Source organism: Actinopolymorpha sp. B9G3 (genome assembly GCF_040120725.1).
Taxonomy (GTDB): domain Bacteria; phylum Actinomycetota; class Actinomycetes; order Propionibacteriales; family Actinopolymorphaceae; genus Thermasporomyces.
This window is the reverse complement of record NZ_JBEEAB010000002.1, coordinates 25,259-44,486: the sequence shown is the minus strand read 5'-3', so window position 1 is coordinate 44,486 and position 19,228 is coordinate 25,259. Positions and strand designations below refer to the sequence as shown.

Annotated in this window: 20 protein-coding genes; 1 reads left to right on the top strand and 19 read right to left on the bottom strand. The window is 69.8% G+C overall.

Annotated elements, in window-relative coordinates; genetic code table 11:
- Positions 1–51: 51 nt before the first annotated feature.
- The 9 genes from ABNF93_RS03350 to ABNF93_RS03310 all read right to left on the bottom strand — a co-directional run bounded on the left by ABNF93_RS03350 (position 52) and on the right by ABNF93_RS03310 (position 6,223).
- Positions 52–873 (bottom strand): F0F1 ATP synthase subunit delta, encoded by an 822-nt coding sequence (locus ABNF93_RS03350; RefSeq protein ID WP_349326021.1) that lies wholly within the window; start codon positions 871–873, stop codon positions 52–54.
- The gene (locus tag ABNF93_RS03345; protein ID WP_349326020.1) at positions 870–1,439 is read right to left on the bottom strand and encodes a F0F1 ATP synthase subunit B; all 570 of its coding nucleotides are present in this window, start codon (positions 1,437–1,439) and stop codon (positions 870–872) included. Before ABNF93_RS03345 ends, ABNF93_RS03350 begins: the two co-directional genes overlap by 4 nt.
- A 15-nt stretch (positions 1,440–1,454) precedes the next feature.
- Entirely contained in the window at positions 1,455–1,664 is a 210-nt protein-coding gene (atpE, locus tag ABNF93_RS03340) for an ATP synthase F0 subunit C (protein ID WP_349326019.1), read from the bottom strand.
- Positions 1,665–1,698: 34 nt separating this feature from the next.
- The gene (gene atpB, locus ABNF93_RS03335; protein ID WP_349326018.1) at positions 1,699–2,478 is read right to left on the bottom strand and encodes a F0F1 ATP synthase subunit A; all 780 of its coding nucleotides are present in this window, start codon (positions 2,476–2,478) and stop codon (positions 1,699–1,701) included.
- 109 nt (positions 2,479–2,587) lie between these two features.
- On the bottom strand, positions 2,588–2,833 hold the full coding sequence (locus ABNF93_RS03330; RefSeq protein WP_349326017.1) for an AtpZ/AtpI family protein: 246 nt from the start codon (positions 2,831–2,833) through the stop codon (positions 2,588–2,590).
- Positions 2,834–2,944: 111 nt separating this feature from the next.
- A complete protein-coding gene (locus ABNF93_RS03325) occupies positions 2,945–3,478 on the bottom strand; it encodes a Cg1360 family ATP-synthase-associated protein (RefSeq protein ID WP_349326016.1) in 534 nt (177 codons plus the stop codon).
- A 101-nt stretch (positions 3,479–3,579) separates the two neighbouring features.
- The gene (locus tag ABNF93_RS03320; RefSeq protein WP_349326015.1) at positions 3,580–4,704 is read right to left on the bottom strand and encodes an MraY family glycosyltransferase; all 1,125 of its coding nucleotides are present in this window, start codon (positions 4,702–4,704) and stop codon (positions 3,580–3,582) included.
- A 75-nt stretch (positions 4,705–4,779) separates the two neighbouring features.
- On the bottom strand, positions 4,780–5,520 hold the full coding sequence (locus ABNF93_RS03315; protein WP_349326014.1) for an arsenate reductase/protein-tyrosine-phosphatase family protein: 741 nt from the start codon (positions 5,518–5,520) through the stop codon (positions 4,780–4,782).
- A gap of 49 nt (positions 5,521–5,569) precedes the next feature.
- Entirely contained in the window at positions 5,570–6,223 is a 654-nt protein-coding gene (locus ABNF93_RS03310; protein ID WP_349326013.1) for an L-threonylcarbamoyladenylate synthase, read from the bottom strand.
- Between the two features lie 232 nt (positions 6,224–6,455).
- On the opposite strand from ABNF93_RS03310, the gene ABNF93_RS03305 reads away from it, so the two are divergent.
- Positions 6,456–7,088 (top strand): DUF1707 SHOCT-like domain-containing protein, encoded by a 633-nt coding sequence (locus ABNF93_RS03305; RefSeq protein ID WP_349326012.1) that lies wholly within the window; start codon positions 6,456–6,458, stop codon positions 7,086–7,088.
- Between the two features lie 39 nt (positions 7,089–7,127).
- On the opposite strand, the gene prmC is transcribed toward ABNF93_RS03305, so the two are convergent.
- The 10 genes from prmC to ABNF93_RS03255 all read right to left on the bottom strand — a co-directional run bounded on the left by prmC (position 7,128) and on the right by ABNF93_RS03255 (position 19,170).
- A complete protein-coding gene (gene prmC / locus ABNF93_RS03300; RefSeq protein ID WP_349326011.1) occupies positions 7,128–8,012 on the bottom strand; it encodes a peptide chain release factor N(5)-glutamine methyltransferase in 885 nt (294 codons plus the stop codon).
- Complete coding sequence (gene prfA / locus ABNF93_RS03295; protein WP_502877528.1) at positions 8,009–9,103, bottom strand: peptide chain release factor 1; 1,095 nt, start codon at positions 9,101–9,103, stop codon at positions 8,009–8,011. The genes prmC and prfA overlap by 4 nt, the downstream gene beginning before the upstream one ends.
- A gap of 159 nt (positions 9,104–9,262) precedes the next feature.
- Positions 9,263–9,496: a 50S ribosomal protein L31 gene (rpmE, locus tag ABNF93_RS03290; protein ID WP_349326010.1), complete on the bottom strand. Its 234-nt coding sequence runs from the start codon at positions 9,494–9,496 to the stop codon at positions 9,263–9,265.
- A gap of 188 nt (positions 9,497–9,684) precedes the next feature.
- Positions 9,685–11,634, bottom strand: a complete 1,950-nt coding sequence (rho, locus tag ABNF93_RS03285; protein WP_349326009.1) for a transcription termination factor Rho — start codon at positions 11,632–11,634, stop codon at positions 9,685–9,687.
- 284 nt (positions 11,635–11,918) lie between these two features.
- Positions 11,919–12,935, bottom strand: coding sequence for a homoserine kinase (thrB, locus tag ABNF93_RS03280; protein WP_349326008.1), 1,017 nt, complete (start codon positions 12,933–12,935; stop codon positions 11,919–11,921).
- 14 nt (positions 12,936–12,949) lie between these two features.
- A complete protein-coding gene (gene thrC / locus ABNF93_RS03275) occupies positions 12,950–14,029 on the bottom strand; it encodes a threonine synthase (protein ID WP_349326007.1) in 1,080 nt (359 codons plus the stop codon).
- Positions 14,030–14,222: 193 nt separating this feature from the next.
- On the bottom strand, positions 14,223–15,536 hold the full coding sequence (locus ABNF93_RS03270; RefSeq protein ID WP_349326006.1) for a homoserine dehydrogenase: 1,314 nt from the start codon (positions 15,534–15,536) through the stop codon (positions 14,223–14,225).
- A gap of 148 nt (positions 15,537–15,684) precedes the next feature.
- The gene (lysA, locus tag ABNF93_RS03265; protein ID WP_349326005.1) at positions 15,685–17,088 is read right to left on the bottom strand and encodes a diaminopimelate decarboxylase; all 1,404 of its coding nucleotides are present in this window, start codon (positions 17,086–17,088) and stop codon (positions 15,685–15,687) included.
- A gap of 251 nt (positions 17,089–17,339) precedes the next feature.
- Entirely contained in the window at positions 17,340–18,368 is a 1,029-nt protein-coding gene (locus tag ABNF93_RS03260) for a class I SAM-dependent methyltransferase (RefSeq protein WP_349326004.1), read from the bottom strand.
- 1 nt (position 18,369) lies between these two features.
- Entirely contained in the window at positions 18,370–19,170 is an 801-nt protein-coding gene (locus tag ABNF93_RS03255; protein WP_349326003.1) for a hypothetical protein, read from the bottom strand.
- Positions 19,171–19,228 lie beyond the last annotated feature (58 nt).

Sequence of the window (19,228 nt, the reverse complement as noted above, 5' to 3'; positions counted from 1 at the left end):
TGTTGGTCCCTGCTCTCTCGGCAATCTCGTCTCTTGGTGCGGGAAGCGTGCCTATCCGGCGAGCCGGCGACGCGCGTCGTCCAACCGGCCGGCGATGGTTCCGTCGATGACCTCGTCACCCAGCTCGACCCGCAGGCCTCCGATCACCTCTGGATCGAGCAGGACGTTGAGATGGATGTCGTGTCCGTACTGCCGGCTGAGCGCACGGGCCAGTCGGTCACGATCGGCCTGGCCGAGGGGTACGGCGCTGCGAACCGTCGCGACCAGGCGCTCACGCCATGCCGCGGCGACCTTGCCGTAGCCGTCGAGCGCCTCGGTCAGCGCCAACCCACGTGGAGCGGCCACAGCCTGCTCGACCAGGCGTACGGTCGACGGCTGTGCCTTGCCGGCCAGCAGCCCGCGGGCCAGCTCGACCCGTCGTTCGACCGGCAGCGTACGCCCGGTCAACGCCTGTGCCAGGCGGGCGTCGTTCTCGATCAGTCGGGCGAAGCGGAAGAGCTCGTCCTCGAGGTCGTCGAGCCGGCCGGCGCTGTCGGCCGAGCGGATGAGGGCGAGAACCCCCGCGTGCTCCAACGCGTCGGCGAGGTCCCGGGTGCGTGCCCACGCACCCTTCACCGCGGTGGTCACCACGGCCTGGGCATCCGCACCGATCCGGTTCCCGAGCAGTTCCTCGGCCAACCTGGCCCGCTCCTGCGGCGTCCGCGCCGGGTCGGTGAGCGCCCGACGCAACGCTGTCTCCTCGTCGAGGAGGGCGGTCACGGCGAACAGTTCCGAACCGGCGGTCTCGAGCTCACCCGCGCCGCCCGGCAGGTCCTTGACCACCTGCCGGGTCGAGGCGAGCGAGTCGCGAGACGCCCCGCGGAAGTCGATCATGACGGTTCACCGACCGGTTGAGGTTCTTCCAACTCGGCGAGGAAGCGCTCGACGACACGACGCTGACGCGCCTCGTCCTCCAGCGACTCCCCCACGATGCGGCTGGCGAGCTGCGTGGAGAGCTCGCCGATCTCGGTACGGAGCTGGGCGAGCACCTGCTGCCGCTCGGCGTCGATCTGCGTGTGGGCCTGCGCCACGATGCGCTGGGACTCCGCCTGCGCCTGGGCGCGCAGCTCGGCAATGATCGCCGCGCCCTGCTCCCTGGCGTCCTCCCGAATCCGCGAAGCCTCGTGCCGGGCTTCGGCGAGCTGCTGCTGGTACTGCTCCAGAGCTGCCTCGGCCTTGGCCTGTGTCTCCTCGGCCTGCTTGAGGCCGCCTTCGATCGCCTTCGTACGTTCGGCGAAGGCTTTCTCGAACGCGGGCGCCACCCACCGGCGCACCACGTAGAAGAGGATGCCGAACACAACCAAGCTGAGCAGCATCTCCGTGGTGTGCGGAAGCAGCGGGTTGGGCACCCCTTCTTCCGCCGCGAGGAACCCTGCTTCTTTCGCGAAGTACACAGTCATGGCAAGACTCCGTCGCTAGCCAGCGAAGACGAAGGCGAGCGCGATACCGATGATCGCGAGCGCCTCGGTGAGACCGAATCCGAGAATCGCGATCGTCTGCAGTCGAGCCTGCGCCTCGGGCTGGCGGGCAACGCCATTGATGTAGGCCGCGAAGATCAGGCCGACACCGATACCAGGGCCGATGGCCGACAGGCCGTAGCCGATGATCGCGAGCGAGCCAGTCATTCGTACGTTCCCTTCTAATCTTTGGTTGTTTCGATCAGTGCTCTTCGGCGAGGGCGCCGGAGATGTAGTTGGCGGTCAGGAGGGTGAAGATGTACGCCTGGAGCACGATCACCAGGAGTTCGAGGAAGAACAACGCGACGTCGAGCACCATCGAGATGACGCCGATGGGCTTGAAGTAGAGAACGTCGGAATGAAACAGAAGGTACTCGCCACCGAGTGCGAAGAGCGCGAGCACCAGGTGCCCGGCGAACATGTTGGCGAAGAGCCGGAGAGCCAGCGTGAACGGCCGGACGATGATGTTGGAGACGAACTCCAGCGGAATGAGGAGCACCAGCATCGCCGGCGCGATGCCGGGCGTCACCGTCTGGTGCTTGAGGTAGCCGAAGAAACCCTTCCGCGCGATCCCGACGGCGTTGTAGACGATCCAGGTGATCGCCGCCAGCGGATAGACGAAGCTCACCTGGGAGAACGTCGGGAACTGGATGAACGGGACGATCCCGAAGAGGTTGTTGACCAGGATGAAGAAGAACAGCGCGACGAGGTACGGCACGAACTTCAGGAAATCGCGCGAACCGATCATGTCGCGGGCGATCGAGTTGCGGACGAAGCCGTAGGCGATCTCTCCGGCGTACTGCATGCGGCCCGGCACCATTGCCTGCTTGTGCGCGGCAAGGACGAAGAAACCTCCGACCAGGACCGCGGCCAGGACCAACTGCGCCATCGGCTTGGTGACACCGGCGACGAAGGGGGGCAGCAGGAAGTCGGCCGGACCCGGCGGGGTGAACCCCCCCGAGGCGAGGATCGTCACGCTCACGGGCTCTCCTCTCGCACCGGTCGAACATCGGTGGTGGGCACGCGGGTTCTTGCTTCGCTGCGAACCCGCGTGCTGTGCTCATTGGTTCGCTCGCTGCGCTCGCTCACGATCACGTGCTGTCCTTGGGTTCGTGGTGGCCGTACCGCTTGAACACGAGGTACAGCGCCAGCGCCAGACCGACCAGGATTCCCACCGGCAGTAGGAACGAGGTTCGGAAGTAGTGGTCCCCGAGCCAGCCGAGTCCGCCGTAGATCCCGACTCCGGCTACCAGGTAACCGAAGACGCCCCAAGCGCCGTGCCCTGCCCCCGATGGTGCTGGGCCCGATGACTCGGGGGGCGACCCGTTCTGGCTCATCGCGCACCGGACTGTAGCAGCCGGCACGGAGCGCGCTGAGACTGGGGTAAAGAGAAAGTAAATCCGTGCGGGTCGCGCCCATGCGCAGGGCATCCGCGCAGGTCAGGACGCTCATGATGATCTTCCTGACGGCGCGTCGTCCGGCGCGATCGAGGGCGTCACGGCCGCTGTGCCCGTCGTGCCGGTCGATTCCGTGGCTTCGGCCGACCCCGTTGTGCCGGTCCCGGTCGTACGTTCGTCGAGATCGTAGAGCGGCACCCGCATCCGGACGAACGCTCTTATCTCGCCGGTGCACCACGCCACGACGCAGGCGATCACGGTGAGGCTGGTCGCCATGCGTTCGACGTAGACGTCCACGACCTCGAGCGAGCCGAGGAGCGCCAGCAGGCCGCCGAAGATCAGGACGCGGACGAAGTAGCTGGCGACCGCGACCATCAGGACGACCTCGGGATAGGTCTGTCGTACGAGCCGGAGGGAGTAGAGCCCGCCACCGGAGAACGACACGACGACGAGGGCGCCGAGGACGGCGCCGGCGAGTCCGCGGGTGCCGGCGAGCACGGTGCTCAGCGCGATGGCGACTGCGGCGACGGCGAGCGTGGGCTTCAACGCTCCGCGGATCAGGGGGGTGACTCTGTCGGTCGTCATGATGGCGGCCGTCCCTCGTGCGGTGGGGGTTTGTGAAACTTAGCACAAGGTCCGGGCGTACGCCGAACCGACCCCGGCAAGCCCGAACCTTGTGGCGCCAATCAGCGGGGGTGCGGAAGGTGGTTGCGGCGCGGCAGGAGAGCCGTGCAGGCGATCGCCGCCACGACGACGACACCCACGATGGAGGCGGTCACCCAGGTCGCCCACAGGCCGATCACGACGACGCCGAAGGCGAGCAGCCCGGCCCAGAGGTACATCACCAGGACGGCGCCCTTGTGCGAGTGGCCGAGTTCGAGGTGGAGCCGGTGGTGGAGATGCTTCTGGTCCGCCGCGAACGGCGACTGGCCTGCCCTGGTCCGGCGGATCACCGCCAGCAACAGGTCGATGAACGGCAGCGCCATCACCGCGATCGGTAACACCAACGGCAGCAGCGCCGGCAGCAGGCTCCGGCTCTCGTTCTGCGGGCTCGACATCACGCTCGGGTCTAGCCAACCGGTCAGGCTGATCGTCGAGGCGGCCAACAGCAGACCCAACAGGTACGCACCGGAATCGCCTAGGAAGACGCGGGCGGGAAAGAAGTTGTGGGGAAGGAACCCGAGGCAGGCGCCGGCCATGATCGCGGTCACGAGCGTGGCCGTGGTGGCGCGGTTGAGGGAGAGCCCGACGGTCAGGCCGTACGAATACGTGAAGAACGCCGCAGCCCCCAGGAACACCACGCCAGCGGCCAGGCCGTCGAGGCCGTCGACGAAGTTCACCGCGTTGGCCATCATGATGATGATCAAGGCGGAGATGACCGCGCTCTGCGCCGGCGACAACGACAGCAGGGTCCCGTCGGGCAGAGGCAGCCAGTTCAGCTGAACCCCGTAGACGACGAGGATTCCCGCGGCCACCACCTGCCCGGCGAGCCTGGTGAGCGCGTCGAGGTCGACGACATCATCGACGCCTCCCACGACGGCGATCACGAACCCGGCGATCAACAGACCCCACGCATCCTCCTTGATCTCCGGCAGCATCCCGAGGAACGGCAGGTGGGTTGCCACGACGAATCCGGCGGCCACGCCGCCCAGGACGGCGATGCCACCGAGGCGGGGCATCAATACCGAGTGGACGTCGCGGTCGCGGATCGGCTTGACCGCCCCGATCCTGGCCGCGAACCGGCGCGCAACGCCCCCCAGGAGGTACGTCGTCGCCGCGGCGACGATGAGAACCAGGACGTACTCACGCACGAGCGGCTCCCCCAGCCTTCGCACTGCCTGGGCATGCGCGTCGTACGGCGTTCATGCGCGGCCGTCGTACGGCGTTCATGCGCGGGCACCCACGAGGGCGGCGATGGAGGTGGCGACCGCCTGGGAGATCGTCGCACCAGCCGCCTCGTAGACCGCCATGGGTCGCCCGATCGGATCGGGGATGTCGTCCTCGTCCGGGGTGCCCGGCCGGACCGTACCGCGCTGGCGGGCGACCACTGCCACCACGGCACGGGCCCGCTCGACCGGATCGGTGGGGGACGCGTCGACCGCCCCGTCGCCCTCGGCCTCGGACGCCGCCGCCAACCGGTCGGCAGTGCCTGCCGGGTCGGTGGCCGCGAGGCTGGTCGCTCCCACCGCGCCCGAGGCGGCAGCGACCTCCGTCGCGGCCGAAAGGACCGCCAGGTCGGGCTCGGGTGCCCGGTCGGCGAGGGCGGCCGTCGTACGCGCGAACTCGGTCAGGGTGAAGGTTCGGCGCAACGCGCCCGGGTCGAGCGTGACCACCGCGCTGCGGTGCGCCCGGGTGGCGGTGAGGATCAGGTCCGCGGCGCCCACCAGGTCCGCGGTGAGCTCGGTCGACCGGAACCCGTCGGGATCCCCACCGTAGGCCGAGACGACCGCCGCGGCTTCCGGCGTCATCTCCCGGCCGGCATAGGTACCGGTACCTGCGCCGAAGACCCGGAACGTCCCCGCGGCGTCGCCGAGGTGGCGCTCCAGGGCGGAGACGGCCAGGCGTTCGGCGATGGGAGACCGGCACATGTTGCCGGTGCACACGAACATGATCGAGAACGTGGTCATGGCCGCAGTCGCTCCTCGTCACACAGGTGCTGGTCCATCCCGGCCGGCCTCAGGGTGTCACACGCAGGTCGAGATCCGGAACGACGGCACGCAGTCGCTCGATCGAAACAGCGCCGGAGCGCAGGATCCGCGGTGTCGGTCCGGTCAGGTCGAGGATGGTCGACGGCACGGCTCCCCTGGTGGGCCCGGCATCGAGGTAGACCGCGACATTGTTACCGAGCTGGTCCTGTGCTTCGGCACAGGTCACCGCCGGCGGGTCACCGGACCGGTTGGCGCTGCTCACCGCGAGCGGTCCGGTCTTGTTGAGCAGGTCGAGCGCGATCTCGTCGTCGGGCATGCGTACGGCCACCGTGTCGCCTGAGTCCCCGATGTCCCAGACCAGGCTGGGCTGCTGATGGCAGATGAGGGTGAGGGCGCCCGGCCAGAACTCCTCCACCAGGCGCCTGCCGTACTCCGGGATGTCGGTCGCGATGCCGTCGAGAGCACCGAGCGAGCCCACCAGCACCGGCGGGGGCATGGACCGCTCGCGTCCCTTGGCCGAAAGCAGGGCGGCGACGGCCTCAGGGACGAAGGCGTCGGCCGCGATGCCGTAAACCGTGTCTGTCGGCAGGACCACGAGGTCGCCGCGCCTGATGGCGGAGGCGGCGATCTCCAGGCCGATGGTGCGTTCGTCCCGGTCCTTGCATGCGTAGCGCTCGCTCACAGTTGCTCATCGTGCCATGCCGAGCTGAGGGAACGACGCGATGCCCGGCGTGCTGGGCCCGAGGTCGATCAACGGTGGACGAATCGGTCGGCCGACGCGGTGGCCGTCCGGTTCGTCCCGCCATTGATCAACTCGTCTCCACTGACGAACGTACGACGCCGGCGGAGGCTCGCGTCGACCGCTGCCGGCGTACGGGCTGATGTCGGGAGGAAGCGCCAGTAGGCTGACGCGCGTGAGCGACAACCTCCCGGACCGGTCGGCCTACCGTGCGGGCGATGCCGACCGCGAAGCGGTGGTCGAACGCCTGCGGGCCGCGGCCTCCGATGGCCGCCTCGACCTGGCGGAGTTCGAGGAGCGGATGTCGGCGGCCTACACCGCGAAGACGTTCGCCGAACTCGCTCCGCTCACCGCCGATCTCCTCGACGGCACGTCCGTGGCGCCCGCCCCCACCGGGCCGGCGGAGATCACACTGCACGCCGTGGGTTCGTCGGTCTCCCGTCGCGGCACGTGGGTCGTGCCCCGGAAGGTCTCGGTCAAGGGCAAGGCCGGCTCGACGATGCTCGACCTCACCCAGGCGCGACTGCTGTCCCAGGACGTCGAGATTGCCCTCGACGCATCGGCTGGCTCGGTCACCATCGTCGTTCCACCGGGCACCCAGGTCGACACGAGCGATCTGAAGACCAGCTTCGGGAGCACCCACGTCCGCACGGACACACCGTCGGAGTACGCCAGCACGGCGCAGCTCCGCCTCACCGTCACCGGCACCTGCCACATGGGTTCGGTGACAGTGCGGCACCTCTACTTCTGGGAGCCGTGGTTCCGCGATCTCCTCACCCGGTGGCGCCGCAAACTTCAGGCGCGGTGAGAAAGTCGGCCATACGCCGAGAATCCATCATGATCAGGGTCAGGGGCGGATCCGTTGGGCGGTGACGAAGCGCGGGCGGTCGGCGAGGTCGGTGTGGTCGCGGACGCGGGACCAGTGACCTGTGGCGGCGAAGATCGCGGGAGCACTCTCGCCCTGGACGTCGGCGTGTTCGACCACGACGAGGCCGCTGCCGGGTCGCAGCAGCCGTCGCGCGGACCGCTCGACCATCCGGATCGCGTCGAGCCCGTCATCGCCTGACCACAGGGCGAGCGCGGGATCGTGGTCACGCACCTCCTGCTCGACACCGTCGTAGGCCTCCAACGGGATGTACGGCGGATTCGCGACAACCAGGTCCGCCGTGCCGTCCAGCTCACGGAAAGCCGATGCCGCGTCGCCGTGGACGAGTGTGACGCGCGTGCCCGCGAGGTTGCGGGCTGCCCACGCGTGAGCGGCATCGTCGAGTTCGACCGCGAAGACGCGGACACCGGTCACCTCACCGGCGATGGAAGCCGCGATCGCGCCCGATCCCGTACACAGGTCGACGGCGGTGAGCGTGGCGCCGGGTGGTCCGGTGCGCTTCGTCGCCTGTAGCGCGTCGATCGCCCAACCTGCCACCACCTCGGTCTCGGGCCGTGGAACGAACACACCTGGACCGACGTCGAGCTCCAGATGTCGGAACGGCGCCTTCCCGGTGAGATGTTGGAGCGGTTCGCGGGCAGCCCGGCGGGCGACCAGGTGGGCGTACCGGTCCTGAGCCGCCGGCGGCATGTCGGTACACAGGCCCAGTCGGCTCCGCGGAACGCCTAGGACATGGGCGAGCAGCTCCTCGGCGTCGAAGCGTGGCGAGGCGACGCCCGTCGCGGCGAGCTGCTCCGCCGCCTGGTCGAGCAGGCCACGCACCAAGCTCACGCGGGGCCTGCTCATCCGGGCTGATTCTCCAATGCCGCAAGGCGTTCGGCCTGGTCCGCCTCGATGAGCGCACCGATCACGGGGTCGAGTTCACCGTCGAGTACCTGGTCGAGGTTGTACGCCGTGAACCCCACCCGGTGGTCGGTGATGCGGTTCTGCGGGAAGTTGTACGTCCGCACCCGTTCGGAACGGTCGACCGTGCGTACCTGGCTGCGCCGCGCCGCCGCCGTCTCGGCATCCGCCTGCTCCTGGGCGATCGCGAGGAGCCGCGCGCGGAGGATGCGCAGGGCCTGTTCCCTGTTCTGGAGCTGGCTTTTCTCGTTCTGGCAGGAGACGACGATGCCGGTGGGGACGTGGGTGATGCGTACGGCCGAGTCGGTGGTGTTGACGCTCTGCCCACCCGGCCCGGAGGAACGGAACACATCGATGCGGAGGTCCTTCTCCGCGATGTCGACGTCGATGTCCTCCGCCTCTGGCAGGACGAGAACACCGGCCGCCGAGGTGTGGATCCGGCCCTGCGACTCGGTAACCGGCACCCGCTGCACCCGGTGCACGCCGCCCTCGAACCTCAACCGGGAGTACGGCGTCTCGTCGAGCTCGCCGCCCGTCGCTCCCCCGCCCTTGCCCTTGACCGCGAGCGTCACGCTCTTGACCCCACCGAGCTCGGACTCGGCGACCTCGAGGGTCTCCGTACGCCAGCCGCGCCGTTCGGCGTACCGGTCGTACATCCGCAGCAGGTCGCCGGCGAACAGGGCCGACTCCGCACCACCCTCGCCGGCCTTGATCTCGAGCAGAACGTTCTTGTCCGCAAGGGGATCGCGGGGAAGGAGCAGCAGGCGCAGGCGTTCCTCGGCGTCGGAATGCTGCGCTGACAGGCGTTCGGCCTCCTCGGCGAACCCCGCGTCCTCGCCGGCGAGTTCCCGTGCGGCTTCGAGGTCGTCGTTCAACTGCCGCCAGGTGCCGTAGGCCGCGACCAAGCGCTGCAGCTCGGCATAGCGGCGGCCGACCTTGCGGGCGGTCGCCTGGTCGGCGTGGATCGCCGGGTCGGCGAGGCGGCGTTCGAGGTCAGCGTGCTCGGTCAACAGCGCCTCAACGGCTTCGAACACGATGCCTCCTGGAGAGAACGATGAACGAACGACGCCCGCGGTCGGACAGCGGCCCTCGCCCGCATGCGCGACCGAGCCTGGTCAACCGCGCCCGGACGCGACAGCGCCGGCCACGCGGGAACCCGTGAACGGGCCCCGCCGACCGGCGCTGTTGGGGTGCTACTTCTTGTTCTGCTTGTCCTTCGACTGCGCCTTGGCGTACCGCTTCTCGAAGCGGGCCACGCGACCACCGGTGTCGAGGATCTTCTGCTTGCCGGTGTAGAAGGGGTGGCAGGCCGAACACACGTCGGTGTGGATCGAGCCGTTCCGGGCGGTGCTGCGGGTGGTGAACGCGTTGCCACACGTGCACGTCACCGTCGTCTCGATGTAGTCAGGGTGAATGCCAGACTTCACAGGTTTCCTCCGCTTTTGTAGAGCGCCGGGTCGCCGTCACCCAGCTGGGTGGGCGTGAACCGGTGCCAGCGCATGTAGTTTCCCATCTGTTCAGCCACCCGGAGCAACGGCCCCGGCAGTCGGCGCATTCCCGCGCCGACTGCCGAGGACCGCTCCGGGTCCGTGCACCGATTCAGATGTAGGACGGGTCAGTCGTCGTCGCGCGACGAGGAGTTCCCGCCGGCACCCGGCATCGTCTTGTTGATCTGCATCAGGAACTCGACGTTGCTTCGCGTGTCCTTGAGCCGGTTGAGCAGTAGCTCGAGGGCCTGCTGGCCGTCGAGCCCCGACATCACCCGACGGAGCTTCCACACGATGCCGAGCTCCTCCTTGCCCATGAGCAGCTCTTCGCGCCGGGTGCTGGACGCGTCGACGTCGATGGCGGGGAAGATCCGCTTGTCGGCGTACTCCCGGCGCAGCCGGAGCTCCATGTTGCCGGTGCCCTTGAACTCCTCGAAGATCACTTCGTCCATCTTCGAGCCGGTCTCGATCAGGGCAGTCGCGATGATGGTGAGCGATCCCCCGTGCTCGATGTTGCGGGCCGCGCCGAAGAACCGCTTGGGCGGGTACAGGGCGCTCGAGTCCACACCACCGGACAGGATCCGGCCGCTCGCGGGAGCCGCGAGGTTGTACGCACGACCGAGCCTGGTGATCGAGTCGAGCAGCACGACCACGTCGTGGCCCAGCTCGACCAGCCTCTTGGCCCGCTCGATCGCGAGCTCGGCAACGGTCGTGTGGTCGTCGGCCGGCCGGTCGAAGGTGGAGGCGATGACCTCACCCTTGACCGCCCGCTGCATGTCGGTGACCTCCTCGGGCCGCTCGTCGACGAGCACGACCATGAGGTGGGCCTCGGGGTTGTTCTGGGTGATCGCGTTGGCGATCGCCTGCATGATCAGCGTCTTACCGGCCTTGGACGGCGACACGATCAACGCCCGCTGGCCCTTGCCGATCGGAGCGATCAGGTCGATGATCCGGGTCGTCGGGATGTTCGGCTCGGTCTCGAGCCGGAGCCGCTCCTGCGGGTACAGCGGGGTGAGCTTGCCGAAGTCGGGCCGCTGCCTGGACAGCTCCGGGTCGGCACCGTTGACCGTGTCCACACGGACCAGCGGGTTGAACTTCTCCCGGCGTTCACCTTCGCGCGGCTGGCGGATGGCGCCGCTCATCGCATCGCCCTTGCGCAGGCCGTACTTCTTGACCATCGCGAGGGAGACGTAGACGTCGTTGGGGCCGGGCAGGAACCCGCTCGTGCGGACGAACGCGTAGTTGTCGAGCACGTCGAGGATGCCGGCCACCGGGATGAGAACGTCGTCCTCGTTGACCTGCGGCTCGCCGTCGTAACGGTCGCTGCGTCCGCCACCACTCCTGCGATCGCGGAAGCGATCACGCGAACGCCTCCGCCGACGCCCGCGACCACCTTCGTCGTCGTCGCCGTCGCGGCTGTCGCGGTTGTCGCGGCCGCCGTCCCGCTGGTTCTGGCTGCTGTGCTCGCGGCTGCCCCGGCCGCCGTCACGGTTGTTGTCACGGCTACCGTCACGGCCGCCCCGGCCGCCGTCGCGGCCCGAGCCGCGAGACTCGCGCCCACCGTCGCGCCCGGACTCAGACGAGTTGTCGCCCCGGCCTTCGGTGCCGTCCTTGGCCGCGGCCTCTTCGCCCCGGTCGGCGGCACGGTCGCCGTCGGTGTCGGCCTGCTGGCCGTTCTGCTTGTCCTGCTTGTCCGCCCGGCGACCGCGGGACCGGGTGGCGTCGCCACCCTCCGACTGGCCGTCGGCGATGTCGATCTGGGTCTGCCCTTCGGCAGACTGCGTCCGGCGGTCGCGCTTCGACGCGGGGCGGTCTGCCGAGGCCGAGCCTCCGTCGGTGGCCTGGCCACCAGCCGCCTGCGCCGCCTTGATGGCGTCGATCAGCTGGCTCTTGCGCATCCGGGCGGTACCCGTGATGCCAAGGCCCTGCGCAACCTGCTGGAGTTCTGCGAGCACCATGCCCGCGAGGCCACTCGCACGGCGACGGCGTGTCGGGGTGCCGCCGTCTTCGGTAGCGGGTGCATCCCCGGCGTGGGCGTCAGAAGCCGGTGCGGTGGTGAGATCAGTGGTTTCGGTCACGTGAGGTCCTTCCCACGCGTGGTGTCGGCCGTTTCGATGGCGTGCCGACTTGTCGTTGCCGGCAAATTGCCGGGTCCTCCCTGTTGGAGTCGTGCCTCATGTGCACGAGTGAACGAGCTCTCGACGAGTCCGGGTCCACCAGTTGTATGCCTGTTGCGCACAAAGAGTGCACAGGCCTCAACGGGGACGCCACAGAAATCTGATGACAGCGAAAGAAACGCTTCCCGGAATCGTGGCGAGATGGCACCAGGGGCCATAACAAGGGCTCCGGCCCGATAGGGAGCCTAACAGAATCTCTCGGGCCTGGCTCCCTCACCCTGCTCAACATCTTCCCACGGTGATGAATTCCCGTCAGTCGGAGGCAAGATCCGGGCGCCGTCGAGGTCGAGAGGGACCTCGTACGCACGGAACCCGGTGGGTGCCGCCTCTGCCAGCCTGTGAGCCGTACCCCACGGGGCAAACGCGAGGACGGACGGTCCGGCGCCTGACACCACGGCTGGGACCCCCCGTGCACGCAGGTCCGCGACGAGCGCCGCCGAGGCTGGCATGGCTGACGCCCGATAGGGCTGGTGGAGCCGGTCCTCGGTCGCCGCGAGCAAGAGGTCGATGTCCACCTCTGCCGGCGCGGCGCGGCCTCCGGCGAGCGCGGGGTGGCCTCCGGCAAGCGCGGCGACGAGAAGTGCCGCCCGGCCGGCGTTCACGGCCGCATCGGCATGGGGCACTAGGTCCGGAAGGGCAGCGCGGGCGGTTTCGGTCGCAAGTGGACTGTCCGGGACGAAGACGACCAGTGCCACCGAGACCGGCTCCAACCGGATCGCCCGGGCGCGGGACCCCGCTGGAGTCCATGCGATCGTCAGCCCACCCAGCACGCAGGCGGCCACGTTGTCCGGATGACCTTCGAGCGCCGAGCCCAGCGCGATCACGGCCGCATCGTCGAGTCCTGTGCCTCCGTCTGACACCAGGGCACGCGCGGCGACGATCCCGGCGACGATGGCGGCCGCGGAGGAACCCATCCCACGGCCGTGCGGGATCCGGTTCGTACACGTGAGGGCGAGGCCCGGCGGCTGGCCGCCCAGTTCGTCCAGCGCCGTCCTGAGCGCCCGGACGACGAGGTTCGTCCCGTCGCGGGGAACCAGGGCGGCGCCCTCACCCACGACCTCGACGGTGAGTCCGGAGGGGGTCGGCCGCACCTGGAGTTCGTCGTACATCCCCAGCGCCAGGCCCAATGCGTCGAAGCCGGGGCCGAGGTTCGCGCTCGTCGCCGGCACCCGGACGCGTATCGGACCCGCACGAAACCGCACGCCACCCACCGCGGTCAGTCCAGATCGAGCGCGCGGGCCGCGGCGTCGGGTTCGGGCGGTACGACGATCGCGCCGACGTCACCGGCCACCTCGAGCGGGGTGGCGACATCCTTCAGTCCGTGCCCGGTGACGGTGATCACCACGGTCTGCCCCCGGTCGAGTTCGCCCGCTTCTGCCACCCGGAGCAGGCCCGCGACGCCCACCGCCGACGCGGGCTCGACGAACACCCCGTCACGCGCGGCGAGCCCGGCCTGTGCGGCGAGGATCGCCTCGTCCGGTACGGCGTCGATCCGCCCGCCGGACTCGTCCCGCGCCGCCACGGCGTCTCCCCACCGTGCGGGGTTGCCGACCCGGATCGCGGTGGCGACGGTCTCGGGATGCTCCACCGGCGCTCCGCTCACGATCGGGGCCGCGCCCGCCGCCTGGAAGCCCCACATCCGGGGAAGACGCTGCGCCCGTCCGGCTTTGGCGTACTCCTGATAACCCGCCCAGTAGGCGGTGATGTTGCCGGCGTTGCCCACCGGTAGCACGTGGATGTCGGGCGCGTCGCCGAGGACGTCGACGATCTCGAAGGCCGCCGTCTTCTGACCGGCCAGCCGGTAGCCGTCGGGGTTGGCGGAGTTGACGAGGACCGCGGAGTACTGCTCGCACAGGCCACGCGCGAGCTTCAGGCAGTCGTCGAAGTTGCCCTTGACCTGGACCAGGCGCGCCCGGTGCACGATCGCCTGCGCGAGCTTGCCCTGCGCGATGCGTCCCTCCGGGACGAGGACGACCGGCACCAGACCCGCACGTACGGCATAGGCCGCGGCGGAGGCGCTGGTGTTGCCGGTCGAGGCACAGATGACCACCTTGACGCCGGCATCAGCGGCACGGGACACGGCCATCGTCATGCCACGGTCCTTGAACGAACCGGTCGGGTTGTCCCCTTCGACCTTGACCCACACCTCGCAGCCGGTTGCCTCAGAGAGCCAGGCGGACGCCACCAGCGGGGTCCCGCCCTCGCCGAGGGTCACGACCGGCATCGTGGGGCTGACGGGCAGCCATGCGCGGTACTCCTCGATGACACCCCGCCACAGCCGCGACACTTCCGCCATCAGGCTCTCTCTCCTCAGCCGTACAGTCGGCCGTCCAGGCGACTCCGGGGCGGCCGCCTGTCCTGCAAATGACCACGCTAGGCATGCTCGCAGAACCCGGGCGAGGCACCGACACCTGGTAGGGGCACACCCGCATGGGCAGCGTGGTCATTGTCCCTGGCGCCCGGCTCAGTCGTCGCCGCGCCCACGCCACCTACTCCTCGCCGAGGCCCTCGACGCGCATCACGCTGAGGACCTCGCGGACGACGCCGAGTTTCACCAGTTCATCGACGGTAGCGGCAAGCGCCCGGTCGGGCGCCTGGTGGGTCACCACGACGAGCTGCGCATCCGCGCCGCGGCCTTCCTGGCGTACGGTCTGGATCGAGACGCCCTGCTGGGCGAACGCGTCGGCGACGGCCGCCAGCACGCCCGCCTTGTCATCGACGTCGAGCGAGATGTGGTAGCGGGTCGGGGTCTCCCCCATCGGTCTCACGGCCAGCTGGGCGTAGGTCGACTCGCCCACCCCGGTGACCCCCTGCACGCGGTGGCGCGCGACGGCGACGAGATCGCCGAGGACGGCACTGGCCGTCGGCGCGCCACCCGCGCCCGACCCGTAGAACATCAGCTGCCCGGCGGCCGCGCTCTCGACGAAGACCGCGTTGTACGCCTCACGGACGCTGGCGAGCGGATGCGCCCGCGGGATCATCGCCGGGTGGACGCGGACGCCCAACTGTTCCCCGCCCGGTGCCAGCTCCGCGATCGCCAGGAGCTTGACCACGCAGTCCATGGCCCGCGCGCTGGCAACGTCGGTGGCGGTCACCTCGGCGATGCCCTCCCGGTGGACGTCGGATGCGGTGACCCTCGTGTGGAACGCCAGACCGGCGAGGATCGCCGCCTTCGCCGCCGCGTCGAACCCCTCGACGTCGGCCGTCGGGTCGGCTTCGGCGTAGCCGAGGGCCTGGGCGTCCTCGAGCGCCTCCGCGAACCCGGCACCCTCGGCGTCCATCCGGTCGAGGATGTAGTTGGTGGTGCCGTTGACGATGCCGAGCACGCGTGTGACGCGGTCGCCGGCCAACGACTCCCGCAGCGGCCGGATCAGCGGGATCGCCGCGCCGACGGCGGCCTCGTAGTACAGGTCGGCACCGTACTTCTGCGCGACGGAGAACAGCGAGGACCCGTCCTCGGCGAGCAGCGCCTTGTTGGCGGTGACGACGGAGGCACCGTGCTCCAGGGCGCCGAGGATGAGGGAGCGGGCGGGCTCGATGCCGCCGATCACCTCGACGACGAGATCGATGTCGGTACGCCTGACCAGCGCGGCCGCGTCCGTCGTGAACAGGCTCGGGTCCACCGGCACATCACGCCGCCGCCCCGCCCGGCGGACCGCGATGCCGGCCAGTTCGAGCGGCGCGCCGACCCTGGCGGCGAGATCGTCCTGGTGCTCGGTCAGCAGCCGGACCACCTGGGTACCGACCACACCGCAGCCCAGGAGGGCCACCTTGAGGGGCTCACCTCGCCCGACGCCGTTCATCCGATCCGCAACCCTTCGCCCGTCTGCGCGTCTCGACCCGCCCGGTCAGGTGTCGGTGGCATTCGTCCGTCACCGCCCACCATGACCACCCAAGTCTGGGTACCGCCGCAGATTCTTGCCTCCGGCGTCCGGACTCCGAGACTATGTCTCACCACACGTCGAGTCGCAGGAGATCGTCCTCCGTCTCACGGCGTACGACAAGACGGGCCTCGCCCCCGCGGACGGCGACCACCGGCGGGCGCGGGACATGGTTGTAGGTGCTGGCCAGCGACCGGCAGTAGGCCCCCGTCGCCGGCACCGCCAGCAGGTCACCAGGGTGGACGTCGCCGGGCAGGAACTCGTCCTTGACGATGATGTCGCCGGCCTCGCAGTGCTTGCCGACGACCCGGCTGAGCACGGGCGGAGCGACCGAGCGCCGGGATGCCAGCGTGCAGGAGTAGTCGGCGTCGTAGAGCGCCGAACGGATGTTGTCGCTCATGCCGCCGTCCACCGCGATGTAGGTACGCGAGGCCTTCGCGTCGAGCTCGACCACCTTCACCGTGCCCACCTCGTACAGCGTGAAGACGGCCGGACCGACGATCGCCCGTCCGGGTTCGATCGACAGCTGCGGCCGGGTGGTGATCCCCGACGCCCGGCATTCGTGCTCGACGATCGCGCCCAGCTCCGCCGCCAGCTGTGCCGGCGGCTCCGGGTCGTCCTGGGTGGTGTAGGCGATGCCGAAGCCGCCGCCCAGGCAGAGTTCGGCGAGCTCGACGCCATGGCGTTCGCGGACCTGCGCGTGCAGACCGACGACCCGGCGGGCAGCCACCTCGAAGCCCGAGGTGTCGAAGATCTGCGAGCCGATGTGCGAGTGCAGGCCGGCAAGCTCCAGGGCAGGCTCGGCAAGGACCCGCTCCACGGCGTGGGCGGCGTCGCCCCCGGCGAGTGAGAAGCCGAACTTCTGGTCCTCGTGGGCGGTCGCGATGTACTCGTGGGTGTGTGCCTCGACACCCACCTTGACCCTCACCAGGACGGACGCACGGACGCCGCGGTCGGTGGCGAGCTTGGCGAGCCGGTCGATCTCGTCGTAGGAATCGACCACGATCCGGCCGACGCCCTCGTCGAGTGCGCGGGCCAGCTCCGACAGCGACTTGTTGTTCCCGTGCATCTTGATGCGTTCGGGAGGGAAGCCGGCGCGAAGCGCCGCGGCCAGCTCACCGCCGGTGCAGACGTCGAGCCGCAGCCCTTCCTCGGCGACCCAGCGCACGATCGCCGCACAGAGGAACGCCTTGGCGGCGTAGTAGACGTGCCAGCCGGAGAACCCGTCGCGGAACTCCCGGCAGCGGGCGCGGAAGTCGTCCTCGTCGATGACGTAGGCAGGCGTGCCGAACTCGCGGGCCAGCTCGGTGACGGCGACGCCCGCGACATCGAGGACGCCGGCGGAGGTCTTGGTCACGTTGCGGGGCCACAGGCCGGCGACGAGGCCGTCGGGGTCTTCGGGCGGACGCAGCCAGGCGGGGCCGCGGTGCCCGACCCCGGCATGGAGGGCACCGGCTTCATGCGCTCTACTCACGCCACCATCCTGGCGCGCCCGTCCTGGAAGCCGCAGCGGGGGTGGCGCCTCGGGCATTCGCACTGGCGCGCCCGTCCTGGAAGCCGGCAGCGGGGTGACGGCTCGGGGTACGTGGCCTGGTCAGCCAGGCGAACGACCACAAGCCAGGTGTCGACGCCTCGCCGGGGGATCACAGGCATGCTCAGCGTGGTCATTCTCGCCCGGCTGCACTGGCGCTGCCGCGGCCGAGACCCCAGGCGGCGGCCCGACGATCAGGAGCCGGACGGCCGCCGACGGCGGAGCAGTGCGGCGTTCTTCTCCAGGGGTACCTCTTCGGCGGTGAAGTCCGGGCAGGTCCGCAGCCACTCCGCGAGGACCTCCTGCTCGTCCGTACGGATCATGTCGTCGAGCACGACCACGCCGTCCGGGTGCAGGTGGTCGGCGAGCAGCGGAAGCGCCGGCAGCCGGGCATGCTCACCCAGGATGCCGGGCGGACCGTCGACGAAGAGCAGATCGACGTCCTTCAGGTCTTTCCACGCATCGCGGGCGTACCACTGGAATTCCGCCTCGCCCACGCGGACGGGCTCCAGTGGGGCGTAGCGGACGTCCACCAGGCCGCCGAGCCCGTGCCCGTCCAGCCGGTCGCGCAGGTTGTCGACGAACTGCTGCTGGTGCTCGAGCGCGATCACCCGTCCCGGGATCTCGAACCGCCGCAGCACCATGGCGAACCACAGCGTCGAGGTGCCGCTGCCGCATTCGACGATGAGCGACGGCCGCGCGCGTTCGACGAGGTCGGTGAGAAGGAGCAGCAGGTCAGGTGATGACGCCCAGCCGCGGGTCGGCGGCATCGGCCGGTCGACGCCCGCGACCGCGTAGATGTTCTGGAGCGCTTCGAGCTGGCGATAGGTGAGCAACAGGTCGACCGCGACACCGCGGCGGGTCCGGGTGATCACGTCGCTGGCGGTGTCCTTCAGGACCTTGGACAGGACTGTGCGACTGACAGTCGCGTCGGCAACCGCGTCCAGCCGCTGCCTCGTGGCGGCGACGTCCTTGGTGGTCGTGACCTGGGCCTTCGCCAGGCGGTCGAGCCGGCGCAGGAGGGCGCGGTTCTGAAGCTGCAGGTGGACTAGGCCGCCGAGGACCGGTCCGAACGCAAGGAGTACGGCGACGACCGGGGTCCCGGGCCGCGTGATGCTCGCGAATCCCGCCACCAGGACCACCCAGCTGCCCATCCCGAGCATCAGCCAGCCCACCGCCCGCAGAGGACCGTGGGACCTGACCTGTCGAAGTGTCACGTTCACGTCAACCGTCCAACCTCCGGCGGAGGTTCTTCCGCAGCTGCCAGTAGCGCACCGTCGCCGAGCCAAGCTTGGAGTCGCGGAGCCGGGCGTACCGGGTCTCCAGCGTCCTGTGTCGGCGTTCGAGGTCGCGATGCCGCTCTTCGGCCGCGATCCGCAGGCGTCGCTCGTCGGCGAGCTCCTTCGCCAACGTACGCAGGTGATGAAGCAGGGACTTCTCGCTGTCCTCGCGGTCCCTCTTCGCCCGGTGGAGGGCGGATGACGCGGGCCTGCCCGCCCGCCCGGCCTGAGGCATCGCCAGCAAGGTCTGGGCCGCGGCCGTCAGCCGGCCCGCGATGTCAGCCCTCGTCTCCGCTGCGTTCGGCCGGCCTGCCCCACCGGCCGGGCGAAGGACGGCACAGGGGTGACCGTCGAGGGTGGCAACGCCAAGCCACGCGAGCCCCGTGAGCGCACCCGTGGCATCCGATCCGCCGGCGGAGGGCTCCAGGAGAATCACGACCCGGCCGTCTGGACGGACGTGCTCGCTGGCCCAGGCCGCGGCGAGGTCGCGGCGCACGGGCCCGAGCGCAGGGCCGTCGATGACCACGGTGTCGAAGCAGGTTCCGGCAAGCGCCTCCGCGTCGTGGAGGTCCCCGTCGCGCGAGACGCGCGCCCGGGTGAACGGCAGCATCAGGCTGGCCGATGCCGCCCGCGGTTCAGCCGTGATCACGAGCAGCGTGCGACGTGCCCAGTCCGCGTCGCCCATGTCGAGGAGCTCGACCGAGGCCGGGGAGCGATCCTTCGGGGCCAGTGTGATGTCAGCCACGCTCAACCTCCCGCGACTGGACGGAATGAGTGGCCGTGCGACCGGTGGGATGGTCTCC